This window comes from Mycolicibacterium iranicum, from assembly GCF_002101705.1.
In the GTDB taxonomy this organism is placed as follows: Bacteria; Actinomycetota; Actinomycetes; order Mycobacteriales; family Mycobacteriaceae; genus Mycobacterium; species Mycobacterium iranicum.
Genome location: NZ_LQPC01000026.1, coordinates 83,812 through 105,991, shown reverse-complemented (window position 1 = coordinate 105,991; position 22,180 = coordinate 83,812). Strand labels below are relative to the sequence as shown.

Sequence of the window (22,180 nt, the reverse complement as noted above, 5' to 3'; positions counted from 1 at the left end):
GGTGGCTAGCCGTCCAGCAGGATGATGCCGCTGCGCCACGTATCGAGGGCGTCGTCGACCTGGGCCTGAGTCCTGCGTTCAGCCTCGACGCGGTCAAGCCCCGTCAAAGACAGGTCGTCGTACTCGGTGTCGACCCGGCGAACGGAGTCTTGGACTATCTCGTGGATGTAGCCGGGATCCCTTGCGCCGCTGCGGGCGTTGCGTCGGCGCACTGCAGCGTCGTACGCGATGGCATCGGCGCGCGGCGGTGGACAGCCAGGGAACTCGGCGCGGATCGCATCGGCGATGTCGCGGCGTATCTCCTCGCCAACACCACTCAAATACTGCTGATCGCGGAGGCACTGAAGTGCTGCCAGCTCGATGGCGCGCTGGTCGGCAAGAATCCCGTGACGGACGTTGCGGGTGTTGGCACGGAAGACAACGGCGGACGTACTCGCCGCTTTCACTGTGCGTCGCGTTAGTGCGGCGGCACCTGCGGGCAGGAACACGAGGTGGCCGAGCCCCGCGCAGTCGCGGCAGAGGCCGCTGTCATCCAGGATCAGATCGTGAATGCCTCCGCAGTTGGCGCAGAACCACACGAGCCAGGACGCGAACACCTTGAGTTGCTTCGGGCGGGGCGGAGGGGGAGTCGGCGCCGGATCTTCGGTTGCCGCCCAACGGATGCGAGAGGCACGCTCGGTCTGCGGATCGCGGTCGGCGGTGAATGCGAGGTTGCCGTAGTCGGTGGCCCAGGGATTCAAGTCGCGGGCCAGAGCCCAGGTGCTCAGCACTTTGAGGGCGTCGGTGACCTCGACGGGTTTGGCGCGGATGCAGCGGTCCAGCGATGTCACGAAGCCCTTTCGCCACAGATCGGTCTTGGCCGCGTCGAGCCAACCCAACCCGATCAGGACGTCGGTGGGCGCGACGAACCGCTGATCGGCCAGCGTGGCCTCAGCGATGCGGGCGACGCGCGGTTCGAGACTTTCCGTCACGATCCCGAGGGTAGGACTGCCCTCCGACAACCGGGACGACCGGCCGTTGGCTGCTCCAGCCACGTTTTCGCAAACATGCAGCCGGGTAGAACGGTCCGGTGCTGGACTCGGCAATGACGATATGACGTTCAAGGGGGCGGTGAATCGCGCAACCGGAAGCCGCACCGTGGAGTGGCTGGCCCGCATCGGCTATCCGGTCAACGGGCTACTGCATCTGCTGATCGCGTCCACGATTGCGCGGATCGCGTCCGGGTTGACCGGCGACGCCGACCAGACGGGTGCGCTGGCGACGCTGGCGGCTCAACCGGGCGGGTCGTGGACGTTGTGGATCGTCGCGTTCGGCATGCTGACGCTCGCGTTGTGGCGGCTGGCCGAGACCATCGTGGGACTGCACCCGGGAGAGCACACAAACGCCCATCACCGTGACGTGCCACTTGTCAATCGGCTCAAAGCGTTTGGGCTTGCGCTGGTGTACCTGGTGCTGTCGTTCACGGCGGCGCAGTTCGCGCTCGGGGTGGGCCGCCAGGGTGGGGAACGGGCGGAGGGCTTGAGCGCGCGGTTGATGCAGACGGACGGTGGAAAGGCTGTCCTGGTCGCCGTCGGTGCGGTGATCGTCGCGTTCGGCGGCTACTTCGTCTACAAGGGCGCGTGGCGGAGGTTTCTCGGGGATCTGCGAAAGCCGGCGGGGCCGCTGGTGACCGTGCTGGGAGTCGTGGGGCATGTCGCCGAGGGGCTGGTGCTGATCGCGGCGGGGATTCTCGTCGCTGGGGTGTCGGTGTTGCACGATCCGGCCCGGGCTCGGGGATTGGATGCCGCGGTCGAAGCGTTGGGGGAGGCGCGGTTCGGGCACACGATCCTGCTCGTCGCGGCGGCGGGCTTCGCGGCCTACGGGTTGTACAGCTTTGCGCTGACGCGGTATTCGCGGATGTAGCCGTCAGGCTGGCGGGCAGTACGTCATATTCGCCAGCACCACGAAGTCGGCCGCGCTCTCGTAATCGAGATCGGGATTATTGCTGAGGACGATGCCGACGACCCCGGAGTGCGGCGTGCCGAAATCGAGGTGCCGACACACGGCGTACGCCTCGAGGAAGGTCGCATACGGATTGGACGACGTGATGCCGACCTGGTTGAGCCGGTTCAAGAACGCGGCATCTTGGGGTGCGGCCCCCGCGGGAGCCGCTGTCGCGATGGCGGCGGCCATGCACGCAATCCCGACCAGACCGAGGTGCTTCATGGCGTTGTCCTTGAGCTCGTCTACGACGACCGGCGGCCGCGGTGGATCAATGGTGCGGTGATCGGCGGGGCGGAGGGAATCGGGGATCCCCCTAAATTTGGGGAACTGCTTGGTGCACGTGGGTTCCTTGTTGTCGGAGGTGCAGATGATGGTTCCAATCGCAAAGGACGAGGGGTATCCCCGATTCCTTCTGTCAGCCATCTGTCGAATCATTGCTGGATGAGGTTTGGAGGGCTGCGTGCGTCGGGCGAATCGACACCCGCCGCACTGGCGAGAGGTCTGCGATGAGCATGAAATTCGACGGCGCATCGCCGACTGTGATTTGCCCGCGCGGACACATCAACGCCTGGAACTACAAATTCTGCGGAGAATGCGGCTCACCAATCGGCGTCGTGTCCTTTCCGGAGGACGACGATGCGCCGGCGGTCGGCCGGCCTCCCCGCCGCCGCGGTCTGCTGATCGGCGGCCTGCTCGGTGGGGTGGCCGTGTTCATCGGCGTTGTTGCGTTGGTCGCCGTGATGGTCGGAAACCCCTCACCGGACGAAGCGGGCGCACCAGATCGCGGCGTCTTCACCACGGCGACGATGGATCCGGCGCTGCTGGTGCCAGAGTGCTCGGCAGCGCCCGTGGTGCAGGCTGAGTCGGTCGACATGTCGTCAGACGGGCTGATTGTGAGTGCCGCGTTCCTGTCGCAATGCCCGGGTGGCAACACCGAAGCTGGCTCAGGCGTGCGAATCACCGTCGCCGACGGTCAGCGTGACATCGCCGCAGGGCTGTTCGACTTCTCCGCCGCACCGGTGACGATGAAGCCTGGTCAAACCGCACGCAAAATGCTCGTCTTTCCCGCCGGAACATATTGGCGCACAACGACGATGTTCTCGGGCGCCCCGCAGCTGGTGTTTCATCCAGGCGAATCAGCTGTCGCGGCCGCGGTCTCGTCGTCGACATCAGACCGGGTGGTTGCGCACGAGGTCGCCAAGCCCGAGCACGGCAGTGTCGACGGTGTCGCCGAGGCGGTGCTACGTGAGATCCGCGATGCGGACTACTCGTACGTGTCGGGTTCGATCGCGAATCGCTGGGTGCCGCAGATCAGTTCGAAGAAGGCTGGGATCGAGGTCGACGGCAAGACGCTGACGAGCGCCGACGTCCTGCGAGATCATCTTGCGCTGCGCGAAAAGTACAGCGGCGTGCGGTTGGTGTCGTCGGGCCAGTGGACGACGTTCAATGCTCCGGACTGGTGGGTGACGGTGATCGGCAATCCAAAGCTGGCGCCGGCAGACGCGAACGGGTGGTGTGACTCCCAAGGTTTGGGGGTCGACGACTGCTTCGCCAAGTTCGTCAGTTCCCTTTTTGGTGTCGAAGGCACCACGGTGTACAGGAAGTGATGGGGATGGGCTTCTGCGTATTCTGCGGCGGTGGTTTGACCGACGCTTTGCAGTGCACGTCGTGTGGCGCGGTCAACGTGGGCGGGACGTGGCACGAGTCGGCGTACGGGGTGCCCGGACGATCCGGAAGCGCTGCTGGCGGGGGCTGGATGCCGGATCCGACGGGCCGGCATGAAGGCCGGTACTTCGTGGGTGGCCAACCCACGGACCTGATCCGAGACGGCGGCGTGGAGGCGCTCGACCCAATAGGTAAGCAGCAGCTGGAACAGGCTGGCGCCGAGCAGGTTTCGGTTGTAGAGCCGGTTCGGGAGGGCCGCCGGGTGTGGATCGCGGTGGCGGCGGCGCTGACGGTTCTCGCGCTGGTGGGCGGAGGGATCGGAGCATACGTGTACCTCAATCGCGACCGCACGACGGTCGACGACCGGTACCTGACAGCGTTGAAGCAGGCGGGGTTCTCGGCGGACTTCAACTCTGACGCGAATGCCGTCGCGCACGGCAAGCAGGTGTGCCGCGAACTGGAAGGCGGCGGTGCGCAGCAGGGGATGCCAGCGGATGAGGTTGCGGTGCAGTACTTCTGCCCGCAGTTCGCCGAAGGCTTCCACGTGTTGGAGACGGCGACGATATCGGGCAGCTTCACGCTGAATGACGACGACCCGAACCCGTACGCGCCGGCGATCGAGGTCGACGGGACATCCTGCGTGGGAGCAAGCGGCTACTCGGACGTGAATCCGGGGACGCCGGTGACGGTGAAGAACGGCAAGGGTGAGATCCTCACGACGACCTACCTGGAAGAAGGTAAAGGCGGCCGGTACATGTGCACCTTCGGGTTTACGTTCGACGTCACCGAGGGCCAGGACCGCTACGTCGTTGAGGTGGGGGATCGGGGCGAGTTGAGCTACTCGTTCGACGAGTTGCGCGCTGGTGGGGTTGCGTTGGTGCTGGGCTGAGGGCGGCCGCTGCGGACGTCAGAAGTAACGCAAGCCGCCTGCTGATCACCAGGTCATTCGTCGGCATCACCATGGCGACCGAACCACTATCGAACCGGGGTACCAGTGCGGCGCATCTTGAATGCACGCGTCAACCTGCCGAGAAGGGATTGTCGACTTCATCTTCTAGAGTTACCGTTCGAAAATTGACGGGCCGAGAAGGCGGTGATTCTTGGATGAGCCCCGAGACGTGATTGGTCCCCGGGCTGCTCGCGAGCGCGCGCGAATGGAGCGCCGAGCGCGGGAGCGCTCCTTCAACGAGTGGCCGGGGAGAACACCTCCGCGGATTAATCAGGAGGACAGAGACGCCCACCTGGGGCCTTACCTGCCGCTTTGGGTCAAGTCTGCAAGGAAGATTCTAATAGACACAGCGAAACAATTTCGGTCAGTCATATATGTAGCCGACCTCGGCGCCCTTGTAGAGGCAAAGACTGGACGACCTGGTCCGGGCTACTGGAATTGGATGCGGGAGACGTTGCGAGTGGTGTCCGAGCAGTGTAATTCTCAATCCGAACCGGTGCTCTCTGCGCTGTGTGTCAACGATGACAGGACGGTTTCAGCGGGCTTTAGCGATTGGGCATCCGCTGCCCGAGGTGAAAGCGAAGCTGTTGAGGCGTTTGCCGCGCGCGAGAGGTTAGCCTGCTATCGCTACTACGGAGAGATGCCCCACGAGGCGACCCTGGGTACGGAGGTCACTAGGGACGACATCGTCGGCAGAGTAGTGACATTCGGTGACCAGCTTTTGGCAGAAAGGCGGAAGCGGCAACGCGCTGCAGAGGCAGCACACTTGCGCGCCGCAGAACGCCGACGCTACGCCGAAGCGTCTCAGCGTCGCCGGGACGAGGTTCGTCGACACATTGAGGCTGCGAAGCGATATGAGCGCGTAATGGCGGGCTCCTTCGTCGAGGTGTATTTCGACGGCGATCCGGAGGATGCGCACTCGTTTGTCATCGGTCATGATCATCTCGTTTCCGCTCCCAACTCAGCCGAACTCGTCAGTGTTGAGTCTCCATTGGGGGCAGCGCTGATCGATGCATGCACTGGTGAGACGCGGACGATTAAAGCGCCGCGCGGCGGAATGTTGAGTGTCACGGTCGTAGTACGCAGCCGAGCGATACGTATAGCTTTTGAATTCGGCTAACGAGCAGAAGACCGAGGTTTCCCTCGCCTCGTCGCATTCACAAAGGCTTGAATACAAGGTCTGATGGATCGCAGCGCTGTGTCGCGTGGTTGCTCTGACCGGTGATCCAATAGATGTCGCTCCAAGTGGGCCTCGGTCCGATTGGCCGGGCGGGTCCTCCAGCGTCGTCAAGGTCGTCAGCGTCGACCGGCGCCATCCACATAGTCAAAACAATAGGCAAGCGCATTAGCAATCGAACCAAGATCGACGCGTGCCAGCTCGCCCCTTCGCGCTATTTGCGCCACGGCGGCCGTGCTCGAATCTTTGGGGAGCCATGCGAAGCACTCTTCTGTTGAAAAGGGAGTTGAGGTCATATATCGGGAGTGGAGTCAGCTTGACGTGGACAGTGGGAATCTGCTTTGGAGCGAGTGAACCGTGCAACACCGACGCCGTTAGTGACGTCAACCGCGATTAGGCCGGCGGGACGCCCCCCGGCGGACTTCGACCACCGGTCTGGCAGTAGCAGCGCGAGCAACCTTGATCTCTCGTACGTAGGCGGACCTCGAAAGCGAGGGACTTCCCCGATTCCCTTAAAAGTCATTTATGTCGCAAGATGCGGTAGTTCCCGAATCAAGATTCGCCAGGACCTAGAAAGGTTGACGATGCTTCTTCTGCCCTAGGAAAGCTGGCGAACTGAAAGCATCGTGTGTCAGATTCAACTCGATACCGTCCTGCGTTGAGAGGGGAGACCGGTCGTTGTCTCGACGGGCATGGTCTATGTACGGAATGCGACCAATCTGATGCCCGCGCTCAGGTCGGCCGCGACTGGGATTTCAGGCAAGCGAAGGTGGGCATTCGATCCGAAGCCAAATACGAAGACGGGGGCGAAACAAGCCGTCCCAAGTAGCTGCTACCCGCTTCTTGTCGGTCCGTCACGCTATCCTAATCGACTTGCCAGCGACTGTGGAGGGAGCCGATGACGACCAACCAGCGATACGCACTTTCGTTCACCAGCGGTTCGCTGCTGGCCCAAGAAGCCCTCATCGCTGTACCGATCTACCTTCGCGAAGGTGATTGGACGACGACCCGCGCCCGTATCAAAGACGAGAACCTGCTTCAGACTCGTGTGGAGCGATCAAACACACGCTTGCTGGGTGCGCTTATTCCACGGCTGCAAGTGCTTACCGAGGCCGAGCTAAAGATCATCGCAGACGGAACGTCTACTGAGCGGGGCCACCTGATGTGGGCTGCAGCGTGCCGGCAGTACGACCTGATTGGAGAGTTCGCCGAAGAAGTGTTGCGTGAACGGTTCCTCACCCTGGCCGGCACGGTGACCTACGAGGAATTCGACTCCTTCTATCGCAGCAAGGCCATTTGGCACGACGAGCTGGACACGATCACAGACACCTCGTTTAAGAAAATCCGGCAGGTGGTGTTCAAGATGATGGTTGATGCCGGTCTGCTAACGAAGCAGGACTTGATCGAACCGACGTCGCTTTCGGCGCGTGTCGCCGACTGCCTAAGCCGCCGCACCCCCAGCGATATCCGATTCTTTCCGACGAAGGCGGCGTTGTGACAATGTCAAACCGGGTCACCCTGGCACAGCACGAGGAGCACCTCTTCCAAGTTCTCAAGAGCGAGCGCTTCCTCAAAATGCAGGGCCTTGGCAATGAGGTCGCCCACTTCATCTATGACTACGACCCAACCTGGGCTCTTGACGTAGCGCAAGCGAAGAAGCGCATCAAGACCAAGCTCGAAACCGAAGAGGGCATAAAGATTTTCGAGATCAACCTGTATGACCTCTGCGTCGAACTTCTGAAGGAACGCAACGTCTGGGAGCGTGTCCTCGCGGCCGAGGCATCAATGGATAAGCCCGACTTCCTCAAGATGCTGCAGAACATGCTCGACCCTCAGATGCACCTTGCGCCCGCCATCAAAGCGCGCGTCGAAAGCGAGACATTCCAGATCTTGTTCCTCACCGGGGTAGGAGAGGTGTTTCCGTTCGTGCGCTCGCACACGGTGCTTAACAACTTGCAGACCGTCGTCTCTGACCGGCCGATGCTGATGTTCTTCCCTGGCAAGTACGACGTGTCGGCCACTCAGGGTTCGGCGCTCGTTCTGTTTGGCCAACTCAAGGACGACTCCTTCTACCGCGCCAAGCGCATCCTCGACCAGGAAGCATGACTCGATGAAACTCAATGAAATTTTCCTCAAGGACGTCAACCGCTCGATCGAGGGCGTGGTCAAGGCCGATGACGTCGATCACCTCGGCGTTGAGGTCGAGGAGTACGTCTTCACCAACGACGCTGCCAAGAGCGTCGGGCCGCTACTTGAGGAATACACCAACTACACCAACGCAAATGGCGTGTGGATCTCCGGCTTCTTCGGCTCGGGTAAGTCTCATCTGCTGAAGATGCTCGCCCACCTTCTCGGAGATGTGGAGGGCCAAGCGTTCCCCCGCGGACAGGTAAGCGACAGCTTCCTCAGCAAGACCGACGACGCGATGCTGTCCGCGTCGTTCAAGAAGGCCGCGACCATTCCGGCGAAGAGCTTACTGTTCAACATTGATCAGAAGGCGACGCTGATCGCCAAAGATCAGACCGATGCGCTCCTCAAGGTCTTCGTGAAAGTTTTTGACGAGAGCCGCGGCTACTTCGGTAATGACGGTGCCGTCGCTCGCTTTGAGGAAGACCTCGACAAGCGCGGCCAGTATGAAGCGTTCAAGATGGCGTTTCAGAAGCTGGCCGGCATTGATTGGGCTCAGGGCCGTGAGCAGACAGCACTCGAAGCGCACCACATCGACGCAGCGTTCTCCGAAATCAACGGTGGTGCGAATCCAGGAATCATCGCCCAGTACCAAAAGTCGTACGCCGTGTCAATCGAAGACTTTGCCGCCTCGGTCAAGTCGTGGATCGACTTGCAGGAGCCTGGCTACCGCCTCAATTTCTTCGTCGACGAGGTCGGTCAGTTCATCGCCGACGACGTGAAGCTCATGCTCAATCTGCAGACCATTGCTGAGTCGCTGAACACGAAGTGCAAGGGACAGTCGTGGGTCTTCGTCACGTCCCAGGAGGACATGGACAAGGTCGTCGGAGACCGAACCAAGCAGCAGGGTAACGACTTCTCAAAGATCCAGGCCCGGTTCAGCACCAGGGTGAAGCTCACGAGTCAAGACGTCGAAGAAGTCATCAGCAAGCGCCTTTTGGAGAAGAACGATGCGGGTGTAGCTGCCGTCAGGGCGATCTACGCAGAGGACTCTGCGAACTTCAAGACGATCTTCGACTTTGTCGACGGCGCAAAGACGTACCGCAACTACATCGATGAAAGCCGCTTCATCAGCACCTATCCGTTTGTCACATACCAGATTCCGATGTTCCAGGCTGCCATCGAAGGCCTGTCCGACCACAACATGTTTGAGGGAAAGAACAGCTCCGTTGGCGAGCGTTCGATGCTCGGTGTGGTCCAGGAGGTAGCCAAACTCATTGGCGGCGAACAGGTGAAGTACTTGGCCACCTTTGATCAGATGTTCGCCGGCATCAGTGCAGCACTGAAATCTGCAGCCCAGAGTGCCATCCTTCAGGCGGAGAAACACCTTCCCGATCCCAGCTCCGACGTGACGATTCTCGCGAACCGCCTGCTCAAGGCACTGTTCCTGGTCAAGTACGTCGACACCTTCAAAGCCACACCGCGCAACCTCACCGTGCTCGTCTACGACCGCTTCGGTCTGGACCTCAAATCGTTGGGCGACTCGGTGCAGGAGGCGCTCAACCTGCTGGAGACTCAGTCCTACGTTCAGCGCAATGGCAACATCTACGAGTACCTCACGAACGAGGAACAGGAAATTGAGAAAGAGATAAAGGGCGTCGATATCGACTCGTCCGAGATCTCCAACAAGCTCTTCAAGTACCTCTCGTCCGACATCCTCAAGACCAACAAAATAAAGTACGCGAAGAACGGCCAGGACTTCGCCTTCGGATACAAGCTCGATGACATCGTCCAAGGCAACCAGCGAGAGTTGACCGTCCACTTCATCACCCCGGAGACGAGCTACACCGACGACGAAATCAAAATGCAAAGCGCGGGCAAGGATGAGCTCCGCGTCTTCCTCGGTCGCGACAAGCGGTTGCTCGCCGACCTTCGCCTCTTTGTGAAGACCGAGAAGTACACCAAGCAGCGCACAAACTCCGGCGCCACGCCGTCGATGCTGGCCATCCTTCAAGCCAAACAGCTAGTCAACGCCGACCGCGAGAAGGAACGTCATCGAAAGGCTGCGTCAGGCCGTCGGTGACGCGCAAATGATCATCAATGCCTCCGAAATCACCTCCAGCGCTCAGGAGGCACTGGCGCGCGTGTCTGATGGCTTCCAGGAACTTGTCGGCCGCACCTACACGAGCCTGGCACTTCTTGGGGGTAAAGCCTTCTCAGAGCAGCAGGTGGCTGGGGCTGTTCAGAGCGACCAGGGCCTGTTCGGTGTCGATAACTTGTCGATATTGACCTCGCCCGGGGCCGAAATGGAGTCGTGGATCATCTCCCAGACCAACCTCGGCGAACAGGTAACAGTCAAGAAAATCGTCGGCCGCTTCGAGTCGAAGCCATACGGCTGGAACCTCGGCTCGATCGAAGTCGTGCTGGGCTGGCTGGTCGGGACCGGAAAGATAGCCCTCAGCATCGATGGCACCCCGGTAGTGCGTACCGAAGTGGCCGCCCTAATTAAGAACACCGCGAAGCACCAACACACGGTCGCCGCTCCACAAAAGGCCTACGACGCAACCAAAGTGGCAGCGTTCAAGAAGTTCTGCACGGAATTCTTCGACGAGGGTGCAGTGCCAAGCGACCCCGCGGAACTCGCTCGGTTCGGCAAGGACAAGCTCGCGGCTAAGCGTGAGGAACTCAACGCACTCATCAGTACCAGCCGGTACCCGTTTATCAGCCAACTCGCTGCAGTCGTAGCTCTTCTAGATCAAGTCACCGGCAAGCCCGTCGACTGGTACCTTGCCGAATTCAACACGGCCGACGAACTCCTCGAGGCCAAGGCGGACACAATCGATCCCATCAAGGCCTTCCTCAAAGGGCAGCAGGCCAAGATCTACGACGAAGCGGTCGGACTGCTCACTGCTAATGCGGGAAACCTGGCCTACCTCCCTGAAGGTGCCGGAGACAACATCAAGTCGCTACTCGATGACCCGAATGCGTTCCGCGGCAACAAGATGAATCAGCTCAAGGCAGCGTCAGACATCCTCAAGAATCTGCTTGATGACCAGGTAACGAGTGCTCGCACGGCGGTAAGAAGCGCTGTCGAGACCAAGCTTGAGAGTCTGCTGCAGGCGCACTTCTACAAAGCCGCATCGGCAGACGCCCAAAACGCGGCAGTCGACACAGTGAACACACTTCTGTCGACCCTCGACAGCCAGAACCTCATCGCCGTCGTTCACCAAGCGGGTAGCCAGTTCGAATCCACCACCTATCCGGGACTGATCGACCAACTCACCAAGTCCGCCGACACCGGCGGCAAGGCCCAGAAGCCAACAGTCGCCGTCGCGAGCATCAAGGCGGCGGGAGGCCCCGCCATTATCGAGACCGAGGACGACGTCGACGCCTACCTCGCGGCACTTCGGGCCTCATTGGTGCAGGCGATCAAAGAGAACCGGATTGCAAACTGATGGAAACCGCACCACTCAAGTCCTTCGCGACGTCAGCTCGCACCGAACTGATCCGCGAAGTCACCGCGCGGATCACAGCCGTCCTATCCCAAGGATCACCGGAGCGAGTCGAAAGTCCCACGGCAGTCGACAGTCTGGAGAAAGCAGTCGCCGTTGGCGGAGGCGGCGACAGAGGCAAGGCGCACGTGGCAGACAAAGTCGCCTACACCTGGTTCAACCGGATCATCGCCCTGAGATTCATGGATGCCAATGGATACACGGGTATCGGTGTGGTCTCGCCAGCCGCCAATCATGTAGGACAGCCGGAGGTGCTTGCCGCCGCAAAACGTGGGCAGATCGACCAAGAGGTCGTGTCCAACGATCGAACCACGGCCGCCATCGCCGGCCTGCTCAACGGCACTTGCCAGCCACGCCCGGGAGTCGACGCCCAAGTGGAGGCCTACTCGCTGCTCCTTGTGGCCTATTGCCAGTTCTGGCACAAGGCAATGCCCTTCATGTTCGAGCGTCAAGGCGATTTGACCGAACTGTTGATACCTGCCAACTTGTTGGCCGGTGACTCGGTGCTCACTCGTTCGGTTGACGTCCTGAGCGAAGACGCCTGTAAGGACGTCGAAGTCATCGGCTGGCTCTACCAGTTCTACATTTCGGAGCGCAAAGACGAAGTCTTCGCCGGATTCAAGAAGAACAAAAAGGCTGGCGCTGACGAAATCCCGGCCGCTACACAGCTATTCACGCCCCACTGGATTGTGCGCTATCTCGTTGAGAACTCTCTCGGTCGACTCTGGATGCTCAATCGACCCAACTCTGGGCTTATCCACCAGATGGACTACTACATCGCTCCCGTCGAAGAAGAAATCAACTTCCTCAAGATCGCCAAGCCAGAGGAACTCAAGGTCATCGACCCCGCGTGCGGTTCGGGGCACATGCTGACCTACGCCTTCGACCTCCTGTACGCGATCTATGCGGAGGAGGGCCATGCGCCCTCGGACATTCCCGGATTGATCTTGACCAACAACCTCTACGGCACCGAGATCGACCCCCGCGCTGGAGCGCTCGCGGCATTCGCATTGACCATGAAGGCCGTGGCGAAGCGCAAGCTCTTCCTTAAGAACTCGCTTGAGCCAAATATCTGTGTACTCGAACCGATCGTGTTCAGTCCTGATGAGCTCGACTACCTGGTCACCAGCGACGGAGACCGGCTCGCAGAAGAGGCGTTCTGGACTCAGTTTGCCGATGCTGATGCGTTCGGATCGCTTGTGAAGCCTGATCCGGCACTCGTCCTTCGCCTCGCCAACCATCTCGAGGACCTTGATGACGGTGGCGACATGTACCGGGCCGACGCGATAGCGAGGGCTCATCGAGGGATTTCGCAAGCCGAATACCTTTGCCCTGGATACTCGGTGGTGGTCGCGAATCCGCCCTACATGGACGCACGAAACATGAGCCCGGCACTCTACGATCATCTGCTCGCGCAGTTTCCCGCAGGATCTACTGGGCTTGACCTGGCATTCGCGCTCCGCGCTGGCAACTTGCTTCGGCCGGCTGGCTATATCGGCTTGCTGAATATGGACAGCTGGCTGGGCAACGTAGAGTGTGCGGCGTTCCGGGAGGTCATCCGCGAGAAGCTTGCCCCTCGAATCGTCCTTCATCTGGGGCCGCGCGCCTTCCCCGAGATCGCGGGGGAAGTTGTACAGGTGTCGGCTTCACTCTTCCAACGGGTCGCTGCGGGCAACAGTAGAGCCACGTTCGTAGCGGCTACAGCAGGTTCGACGGTAGAGGCGAAGATCGCTCAGTTTCACGACGAAGAACGTCGATTCACTCACCGGCTTGAGTGGTTCGACGTGTTTCCCGGAAAGGTGTTCACTCCGTACGCAGCTTCCGAACGGGCTCACGATGCGTTTGCAACGGCCGCAACTATGAACTCTATCGCGGACGTCAGGACTGGCCTGCAAACAGGAGATAATGTTCGATTCTTGCGTCAGTGGTACGAGGTGTCTGCGAGCCAGATCCGTGGAGCAGATGATTTTGCGCGGTGGGTGCCGTATGTGAAATCGAGTTCGCCGACGCGGTGGTTTGCTCGCGAAGATCTGGTCCTCGACTGGTTGCGTGATGGTGCCGAGATCCGTGCCCATCGGAGTTCCGTAGTGAGAAACGCCCAGTACTACTTTCGGCCGGGTCTCTCGTACGGAGGTCTGGCTGGAACCTTGAAGGCAAGGTCGGTGGCACCCGGCGCGATCTTCGATCAGAAAAACTCGATGGTCTTTCCGGTCGCCCCGGTCACGATTGGGCAACTCTTGGCGTTGATGAACAGCCACTCGTTTGAACATCTAGCCCGTCTCATCTCACCCAAGGGCTTCGGTGTTGGAACACTTGCGCAGCTGCCGATTCCAACGGGTGCATTAAGCGCTGCGCGGATCGAAGAGATCGCGAATCGCGCAGTTGAGTTGTCGACACTACTTTTTGACCGCTCGGAGACTTCGCGTGGATTCTCCGGTCTTAAGTCAATACTCCTGGATGACCAAGTGCTTGGGGACCTGCGCCTAAGTGCGGAGGCCGCGACAAAGAATGAGGCGGAGATTCACGCGGAGATCCGTCAGCTGGAACGAGAGAACGATGAGTTCTTCGCGGGGGCACTTTTAGCGACGCAGGCAACAGACGATGCGAGGCAAGATGAGCCGCTGCGGCAGACCTCGGCGTCATCATTGATGGCCGACTTGGTGTCGTTTGCAGTCGGCTGCATGTTTGGGCGCTACAGCCTAGACGAACCAGGATTAATTCTGGCCAACCAGGACTCATCACTTCAGGACTACCTCGCCAGAGTTCCATCCCCGACTTATGCGCCGGACGCTGACAGTGTCATCCCAATTGTCGACGGCGACTGGTTCGAGGATGACATCGCAGGTAGCTTCCGCCACTTTCTCCGAGTTGCATTCGGAGAGCAGCACTTCGAGGCAAACCTCAATTTCGTACTCGAATCCCTCGGCGTGAAGAATCTCCGCGAGTACTTCATCACAAGGACAGGAAGGTCGAGGTTCTACGACGATCATGTTCAGCGGTACAAGAAGCGGCCGATCTACTGGCTGTTCTCAAGCCCCAAGGGATCGTTCAACGCGATGGTCTACCTGCACCGCTACAGGCCGTCCACCGCTTCAACGGTGCTGACATACCTGCGCGAGTACGTGACGAAGCTTGAATCGAGCCTTCAACAGGTGGAGCGCGCCGGCAACGCCAAAGAAGCAGACCGCCTGCGCAAGATTCTCGTCGAACTGAACGAGTATGAGCACGACACGCTTTATCCGAAGGCATCCGAGAACGTCGTCATCGACCTCAACGACGGTGTGAAGGTGAACTACCCAAAGCTCGGCGAGGCGCTAAGGAAGATCGCCGGGTTGGAGTCGTCGGGTGACTGAGCTGAACTCGGTCAAGGACGCCATCAACAACCTACTGGCTGCGCAGCGAGTCGTATTTTGGCACGACCCTTCCGGCGAGTACGACGCCGACGTCGAAGCGCTCGAACTCGGCGCTGTGAACGTCATTCGAGTGCACGGCAACGAATTCGGTGTGAAGAGCGCGATCCTCACTGATCACGTCACCAAGCATCTTGTCTATCGCTCGGGTGAGGCGCCACGGGGAACGAGCAACTGGCTACTGGACCTTGAGTTAGCCTATGGGGTCTTTACCGCAGACAAGGCATCCATGCTTCAACAAGAATTCGGAATCAACGATCCCGCGCTAGCTGCCGTCATTGAGCAGCACCAGAGTTTCTTCGGCGCCAGCTCTCGCAGACTCGCTCTGGCAAAGCTTCTTTCTCCGGGCGACGACGCTGCCAAGATGTGCGCCAAGATGTCCCAGGTTCTCGTCAAGTCGTCAGGACACACGCTGACCGACATCATTCGCGAACTCCTCACCGAGAACGCTGTGAACAAGCGTGCGAAGTTCGATGACCTCGCGACCTTCGGGCTCGACCAATTCCTTTGGGATGGTCTGGCGAAAATCTACAAGTACTCGGCCGCCAACCCAACGATCGACGATTTTGTGCTGTGGATGTACAGCCGAGCGATCGACGACTTCGCGTCAGAAACACCTGGCGAGTTCCGAAATATCCGGATCGACTTCAACAGCCTGCGCTACGACGTCCGCACCCAAGGCGTGATGGCGACGCTCGCGTCGCGGGCGGCTGACGCACTCGACCTGAAGTCGAAGATCGAGCACCGCGATTTCCGCGAACTAGTCTCAGTCACTATTTTCGAGGAGATCGACCGCAAGGTCATCGTCGATCTCGCGGCCGCAGTCGTAACTCAATCGGTAACACCCCGCAAAGTAGCCGAAATCGTGCGGAAGCGCCAGGACAGCCTCTGGAAAGACAAGTACGCCAAGCTGTACGAGGCGACGCGCAGCGCCTCCGAACTCCTCGCATCCATCGCTGCCCTGCCTAGCACGATCCCATCGATGGACGCAGGTCTACAGCAATACCAATCCGAGTGGTTCCAAATCGATCAGCAGTACCGCTGGTTCACATACGCCTACCAAACCGCAGACTTTCAGAAGCCCCTCGAAGCATTGAAAGCGGAGGTTGACAAGCAGTACGCCAACAAGTTCCTTCATAGTTTCGGTGGATTGTGGCAGCAGGCACTGGAGCCGACTGATCAATGGAAATCAATTTCCCTTGCGCCCCAAAGCACGTTCTTCGATAACCATGTGGCTCCGATCGTCAAAGACGGCCGCACCAAAGCGGTCGTCATCATCTCGGATGGCATGCGTTACGAGGTAGCGGACGAACTGACATCCCTGATCCGGAGTGAGGATCGATTCGACGCCTCGCTCTCGGCAGTACTCGGGATGCTCCCTAGCTACACACAGCTTGGAATGGCAGCGCTGCTGCCACAGTCGGCGCTGGAGCTCCATCCAGAGGCGCTGCCAGTACTTGCCGACGGCAAGCCCACAAACGGAACTGCTAACCGCGACAAGATATTGCATGCGGTAAAAGGCCATGCAATCTCCGCCTTAGACGTGATGGCGATGTCCGGAGATGAACTGCGCGAGCTTTACAAGCAGCACTTAATCTTCTACGTCTACCACGACCGCATCGACGCAGTCGGCGACAAAGCAGCCACCGAACGCACGGTGTTCCAAGCGGCCGAGGACACCCTGCGTGAACTGGTGCTACTCGTCAAGAAGTGGACGAACGCCAATGCCACAAACATCGTGATCACCGCAGACCACGGCTTCCTCTACCAAGACATTCCGCTGGAACAGGCGTACTACGTGTCCGAGCCTCCGCAAGGGGACGCGATCACCAAGACCAATCGCCGGTACGTGCTGGGCAGGTCTCTGAAACCTTCGCCTTCATTCATGACCTTCACCTCACCTCAGGCCGGACTGGACGGCGACATTGACATCCAAATCCCCAAGTCCATACACCGAATCCCGCAACCCGGCGCTGGAACTCGATACGTCCACGGAGGAGCGTCGCTGCAGGAAATTGTCGTGCCAGTCATCGCGGTCAACAAGAAGCGCAGGAGCGACATCCGTGCAGTCCAGGTCGACCTTATGCCCGAGACCGACAAGATCACGACCGGCCAGCTCGCAGTCAAGCTGCTTCAGCGTGAGGCGATCACCGACAAGATCCAGCCACGCCAAGTGCGGCTTGGTATCTACGCAGGAGAGACGCCGATCTCGGACCAGCCGGTGCTGACCTTTGACAGTTCGTCAGCTGACCAGCGCGAAAGGTACCAATCGGTAACGCTGTACCTCACGCAGGATGCCGACGATGTCAACAATCGCGCCGTGGAGCTGCGGCTTGAAGACCGCATCCCCAACACGAACCAATGGAAGACGTTCACGAAAGCCAACTACACCATCAAGCGTTCGTTCATGACGGACTTCGACTTCTAGCGGGTGACGATATGACCGAGCAGACAGACCTAGCCGTAGCGGATGACGGCCATTCGGACGGCGTACCCAGCGTGTCCTCGGCAGCGCCGCCGAAGAAGTCAGCACTCGACGAGAAGATCAACGGTGTCTTCGGTGGCGCTGTGGTGCGCAAGGACCTTGTGAAGGCCGTCAAAGGCAACGCAATCGTGCCGTCATTCGTGCTGGAGTACCTTCTTGGCCAATACGCGGCTTCTGACGATGAGGCGACTATCCAGTCCGGAATCGACAGTGTTCGCAAGATCCTCGCCGACCACTACGTGCACCGCAACCAAGCCGAACTCGTGAAGTCTCACATACGCGAAAGGGGCCGCTACCGCGCCATCGACAAGGTCCAAGTCCAGCTCAACGAAAAGGACGACACCTATGAGGCCGAGTTCGCAAACCTCGGCATCAAGCAGGTGATCGTCGCGCCCGCGACCATCAAGGCCCACCCCAAGCTGCTGGTCGGCGGCGTCTGGTGCATTTGCGACATCGAATACCAGCACAGCGACAACGCCCGCGTCGTCCCGTGGATTCTGGGCTCCATCAAACCAATCCAGCTCTCCAACTTCGACTTCGACGGTTATGTCGCCTCGCGTCGCGAGTTCACAACCGACGAATGGATCGACCTGCTAATCCAGTCAATCGGGTTCAATCCAGAACTATTCGGCCGGCGTGCAAAGCTCATCCAACTCGTACGGCTAATCCCATTCGTCGAGCGAAACTACAACCTCGTCGAGTTGGGCCCCAAGGGCACCGGCAAGTCGCACATCTTCTCTGAGTTCTCGCCGCACGGCATGCTCATCTCCGGCGGCGAGATCACCGTCGCCAAGCTATTCGTGAACAACTCCAACGGACGTCTCGGGCTGGTTGGTTACTGGGACGTGGTGGCATTCGACGAGTTCGCCGGCAAGAAGAAGCGCACCGACAAGGCGCTCGTCGACATCATGAAGAACTACATGGCCAACAAATCGTTCTCCCGTGGTGTCGAAACTCTGGGTGCCGAAGCGTCCATGGTGTTCGTAGGCAACACATCACACAACGTGCCCTACATGCTCAAGCACTCGGATCTCTTCGATGAACTCCCCGAGAGCTACCACGACTCGGCTTACCTCGACCGCCTGCACTTCTATATCCCCGGATGGGAGGTCGACACCATCCGTGGTGAGATGTTCTCCGAGGGATACGGTTTCGTCGTCGACTACATCGCCGAAGTGCTCAAGTCCATGCGTGACTCGGACTTCTCCGACCGCTACCAGCAGCACTTTACGCTCGGCTCCGAAATCTCGACACGTGACCGAGACGGCGTCCACAAGACCTTCTCCGGTCTCATGAAGATCCTTCACCCACAGGGCGAGGCGACTACCGACGAGATCGAGGAGATCCTGCGGTTTGCTATCGAGGGCCGCAAACGCGTCAAAGACCAGATCCTCCGCATTGACTCCACAATGGCTGACGTCAAATTCGGCTATCTTAACAAGGACGGCGAATGGCGTTCTGTCACAACGCTTGAAGAGGACGAGTACCCGAACTATTATCACCAGCGTCGGCGACCGGATGAGGAAGCCGGCCGCGTCACCTCAGATGCTGAGGAACTCAAGGCTCCCGCCGCTACGACTTCAGATGACCCGCCGAAGCCTAAGCCGCTGTTCGAGGGGCATCGAGACTTCCAGGAGAATCAGAAGGGCGTCTCCTACGAAAGTCTGCTGCTGCCTTACCTTCACGGGGCAGCGGAGATTACCGTCATCGACCCCTATATTCGGGCTCCGCACCAAGGACGTAATCTCGTCGACCTTCTCGCTGTGCTGGCGTCAGCGAAGGACCCCGCAGAAGAGATCGCCGTGAAATTGGTGACTAAAGAGGACAAACCTGAGTATCAGCAGCAGCAACTGTTGATGCTCAAGGCCATTCAAGATGGCGCTGCCTCGGTCGGAATCAAGTTCGATGTCGAGTGGGACGAGTCTATCCACGACAGGTCTATACGAGCAGACAACGGCTGGAAGATCCTCCTCGGCCGAGGTCTCGACATCTTTCAAAAGGGCTCCGGCAGCCAGTTCGATATCGGCTCCCGCCGCCAGGAGTTCAGGCAGGTCGTTGCGTTCGGAGTGACATACATCCGTCAGACAGAAGATTCGTCATGAGGGCTTGCCGCAATGCGATGCCGAACATTCTTGGTAGAGCGTGGTTGCGAGATGCCAGTAACGTGAGGGCGAGGGTATGAAGAAGATCGACGGCGTTGCCAAATCGATACGGGACATCCTGAAGGGTAACAAGTACTCCATCGACTACTACCAGCGTGAATACCGCTGGGAAGCAAAGCAACTGGCCGAGTTGATCAACGACCTCACGTCGAAGTTCGAGCAAGCCTGGGATCCATCCCATGCGCGCAAGGAAGTCGAAAAGTACCCGTACTACTTCCTCGGATCGATCATCATCTCGGAGAAGGACGGAGAACCCTTTATCGTCGATGGGCAACAACGGCTCACCAGCCTGACGTTGCTGTTGACATTCCTGCGTCGCCTACAAGAGGGACGTTCTGACAAGGTCGACATCGACGAGCTCATCTTCTCGGAAACCTACGGAGAACGGTCCTTCAACCTGGACGTCGAGGACCGCTACGACTGCATGGTCGCCCTGTACGACAAGGGTTCCTTCCAGGTACCGAAGGCAGCGCCCGAGTCGGTCCTCACCCTTGTCGCTCGCTACGACGAGTTGGCCGGGATCTTTCCCGAGCCTCTGCGCGGGCCCGCGCTGCCGTTCTTCATCGACTGGCTGCAGAACCGAGTCCAGATCGTGCAGATCACGGCCTACGCAGACGACGACGCCTACACGATCTTCGAGACGATGAACGATCGCGGTCTGAAACTCACGCCGGCGGACATGCTCAAGGGTTACCTCCTTGCCAACATCGAAGACGGTGCGCCGAGATTGAAGGCGAACGACCTGTGGCGCAGGCGGCTCCGCGAGTTGAACGACTTCGCCGACGACGCGGGTGCTGACTTTCTTAAGACATGGCTCCGTAGCCAATACGCCGACAAGATCCGCGAGCGCAAGAAGGCAGCACAACCCGAGGACTGGGATCGAATTGGCACCGAGTTTCACCGCTGGCTGCGATCGAACCACTCGCGCGTTGGTCTGAAAAGCAAGGCCGAATTCCTCGACTTCATACTCGAAGACTTCGACTTCTACTCCAACCAGTACCTGCGGATTCTTGACGCATCGAAGAGCCTGATCGACCCTCTGTCTCCGCTGAGGTTTATCTCCTACAACACCGACTTCGGCTTCACACTGCAGGATCAGCTGCTGCTGGCTCCGCTCACACCGGACGATGACGGGCCGACGATCGATCGGAAGTTCGAGTTGGTCGGTCGGTTCGTCGACATCCTCGTTGCATGGCGGATCTGGAACAACCGAAGCACGGCGTACTCGACGATGTCGTACGCGATGTTCAACGTCATGCGAGATATCCGGGGTTTGAATGTGCCGAAGCTTGCGAAGAAGCTAACCGACACACTCAAGAAGGAAACGGAGACTTTCGATACCAACGATGATCTGATCCTGCATCAGCAGAACAGATCTCGGATACATCTGCTCCTCGCACGCATCGCCGACTACCTCGAGACGTCGTCCGGCGGAGAAACGCGATACGACGAGCTAGCCAACAACGGAAAGAAGAGCATCCGCTACGAGGTAGAGCACATCTGGGCGGACCACTTCAACCGACACAAGGACGAGTTCGATCACGAAGCCGCGTTTGAACGCCACCGCAACCGTATCGGTGGCTTACTGCTACTTCCGAAGTCATTCAACGCGAGTTACAACGACTCAACCTTCGGCAAGAAACTTCCGCACTACTTTAAGCAGAACCTACTAGCCGCCAGTCTGAATCAACTCTCCTACGAGAAGAATCCGGGCTTCGTAAAGTTCGTTTCGGCAACGGGCCTCAATTTCCGCCCGTATGAGGACTTCAAGGCGGACGATATCGACGAGCGTGGCGAACTGTACAAGCAGCTTGCGAAGCGCGTGTGGAACCCTGCCCACCTCATCGCCGCTGCAGAAGCGTAGATGACACGGGCATCGAAGCAGAGGAGTGGCTGAGTGAGTAATCCGAACTGCGAATTCTGGAAAGTGATCGGGGAAGCCGGCGAGCTGGCATGGCTTGGGATCACGCGACCCGGGGCGCGTTCGGCGATCGATCGAGACAAGGTCTGGACACTCGTCCCTCGCAGCCGAGTGTTCATTGCCAACTGGTTCGTGACCGAGGAGTTTCGGGGAGCGCAAGGCGGCTTGTACTCGTTCGAGAACATCGATGTGGAGGAGGCTCGCGACCTTGTCGCCGAGCTATCCGATCCATCCCAAGATGACATCGCACGTCTCATGCGCCCCGAACGAGTGCTCACTGCTCAGCAAGTTGATCGCGTCGAGGCCGTCAAGGTGCTGGGGAGGAAAGCTCATGATGCGCTTGGACGTCGCTGATACCGGGGTCTGTTCAAATAGGTGACAACTTGTCAATCTGGAACCGAGCGGTAGGTCAGGTCACACTGTCACCTGATCGTGCGGCAGTCTCAAATAAGGAGGTCAACCATGCTGACTATCGACGATCAGATGCTGCGGCGAGCGGTCCTCGCCGTCGCGGATTTTCCAAGTTCCGGTCTCGACGCCCGTCTCCCACAGCCTGATGGTGCCGATTGCATAGCCGCGGTACATGGAGTCGAGTAGGTCACGTGCCTTCGCCGAAGACCACACGAACGATCTCTGGATATCCGGCAGAGCAATTCGCCCCGCGCCGATATCCAACACAAGGTGGTTCAGCGTGTACCCGGTGTCTTTATAGAGCGCTGGCAACTGCAAATCCTCTCATCAACGGCGTACCACGAATCTCAGCTGCACTGAGACATATTGACGGTGAAG

Annotated in this window: 16 protein-coding genes; 13 read left to right on the top strand and 3 right to left on the bottom strand. The window is 59.3% G+C overall.

The window, feature by feature from the left end:
• Window positions 1–5: 5 nt before the first annotated feature.
• Window positions 6–971, bottom strand: a complete 966-nt coding sequence (locus AWC12_RS07945; protein WP_165762786.1) for a DUF2293 domain-containing protein — start codon at window positions 969–971, stop codon at window positions 6–8.
• Between the two features lie 121 nt (window positions 972–1,092).
• Here AWC12_RS07945 and AWC12_RS07940 point away from each other — a divergent pair, with 121 nt between their 5' ends.
• Window positions 1,093–1,902: a DUF1206 domain-containing protein gene (locus AWC12_RS07940; RefSeq protein WP_085173448.1), complete on the top strand. Its 810-nt coding sequence runs from the start codon at window positions 1,093–1,095 to the stop codon at window positions 1,900–1,902.
• A gap of 3 nt (window positions 1,903–1,905) precedes the next feature.
• On the opposite strand, the gene AWC12_RS31575 is transcribed toward AWC12_RS07940, so the two are convergent.
• Complete coding sequence (locus AWC12_RS31575) at window positions 1,906–2,406, bottom strand: DUF732 domain-containing protein (protein ID WP_234813881.1); 501 nt, start codon at window positions 2,404–2,406, stop codon at window positions 1,906–1,908.
• 83 nt (window positions 2,407–2,489) lie between these two features.
• Between AWC12_RS31575 and AWC12_RS07930 the strand changes: the two genes are divergently transcribed.
• The 12 genes from AWC12_RS07930 (at window position 2,490) to AWC12_RS07880 (ending at window position 21,745) form a co-directional block, all read left to right on the top strand.
• Entirely contained in the window at window positions 2,490–3,590 is a 1,101-nt protein-coding gene (locus tag AWC12_RS07930) for a hypothetical protein (RefSeq protein ID WP_085173446.1), read from the top strand.
• 5 nt (window positions 3,591–3,595) lie between these two features.
• Complete coding sequence (locus AWC12_RS07925) at window positions 3,596–4,537, top strand: DUF732 domain-containing protein (protein WP_085173813.1); 942 nt, start codon at window positions 3,596–3,598, stop codon at window positions 4,535–4,537.
• Window positions 4,538–5,057: 520 nt separating this feature from the next.
• Window positions 5,058–5,717 (top strand): GreA/GreB family elongation factor, encoded by a 660-nt coding sequence (locus tag AWC12_RS07920; RefSeq protein WP_207576394.1) that lies wholly within the window; start codon window positions 5,058–5,060, stop codon window positions 5,715–5,717.
• A gap of 955 nt (window positions 5,718–6,672) precedes the next feature.
• Window positions 6,673–7,272, top strand: a complete 600-nt coding sequence (locus AWC12_RS07915; RefSeq protein ID WP_085173442.1) for a DUF1819 family protein — start codon at window positions 6,673–6,675, stop codon at window positions 7,270–7,272.
• 2 nt (window positions 7,273–7,274) lie between these two features.
• The gene (locus tag AWC12_RS07910; RefSeq protein WP_085173440.1) at window positions 7,275–7,880 is read left to right on the top strand and encodes a DUF1788 domain-containing protein; all 606 of its coding nucleotides are present in this window, start codon (window positions 7,275–7,277) and stop codon (window positions 7,878–7,880) included.
• 55 nt (window positions 7,881–7,935) lie between these two features.
• Window positions 7,936–9,984 carry a BREX system P-loop protein BrxC gene (gene brxC / locus AWC12_RS31570; protein WP_234813880.1) on the top strand — a complete coding sequence of 683 codons (2,049 nt, stop codon included), beginning with the start codon at window positions 7,936–7,938 and terminating at the stop codon, window positions 9,982–9,984.
• 7 nt (window positions 9,985–9,991) lie between these two features.
• Complete coding sequence (locus tag AWC12_RS31565) at window positions 9,992–11,356, top strand: hypothetical protein (RefSeq protein WP_234813879.1); 1,365 nt, start codon at window positions 9,992–9,994, stop codon at window positions 11,354–11,356.
• Window positions 11,356–14,766, top strand: a complete 3,411-nt coding sequence (gene pglX, locus AWC12_RS07900) for a BREX-1 system adenine-specific DNA-methyltransferase PglX (protein WP_085173438.1) — start codon at window positions 11,356–11,358, stop codon at window positions 14,764–14,766. Before AWC12_RS31565 ends, pglX begins: the two co-directional genes overlap by 1 nt.
• Window positions 14,759–17,251, top strand: a complete 2,493-nt coding sequence (gene pglZ / locus AWC12_RS07895) for a BREX-1 system phosphatase PglZ type A (protein ID WP_085173436.1) — start codon at window positions 14,759–14,761, stop codon at window positions 17,249–17,251. Before pglX ends, pglZ begins: the two co-directional genes overlap by 8 nt.
• An 11-nt stretch (window positions 17,252–17,262) precedes the next feature.
• Entirely contained in the window at window positions 17,263–19,410 is a 2,148-nt protein-coding gene (brxL, locus tag AWC12_RS07890) for a BREX system Lon protease-like protein BrxL (protein WP_085173434.1), read from the top strand.
• Window positions 19,411–19,486: 76 nt separating this feature from the next.
• Window positions 19,487–21,334 (top strand): DUF262 domain-containing protein, encoded by a 1,848-nt coding sequence (locus AWC12_RS07885; RefSeq protein ID WP_085173432.1) that lies wholly within the window; start codon window positions 19,487–19,489, stop codon window positions 21,332–21,334.
• Window positions 21,335–21,367: 33 nt separating this feature from the next.
• The gene (locus AWC12_RS07880) at window positions 21,368–21,745 is read left to right on the top strand and encodes a hypothetical protein (RefSeq protein WP_085173430.1); all 378 of its coding nucleotides are present in this window, start codon (window positions 21,368–21,370) and stop codon (window positions 21,743–21,745) included.
• Window positions 21,746–21,847: 102 nt separating this feature from the next.
• On the opposite strand, the gene AWC12_RS07875 is transcribed toward AWC12_RS07880, so the two are convergent.
• Window positions 21,848–22,114, bottom strand: coding sequence for a GmrSD restriction endonuclease domain-containing protein (locus AWC12_RS07875; protein WP_085173811.1), 267 nt, complete (start codon window positions 22,112–22,114; stop codon window positions 21,848–21,850).
• Window positions 22,115–22,180 lie beyond the last annotated feature (66 nt).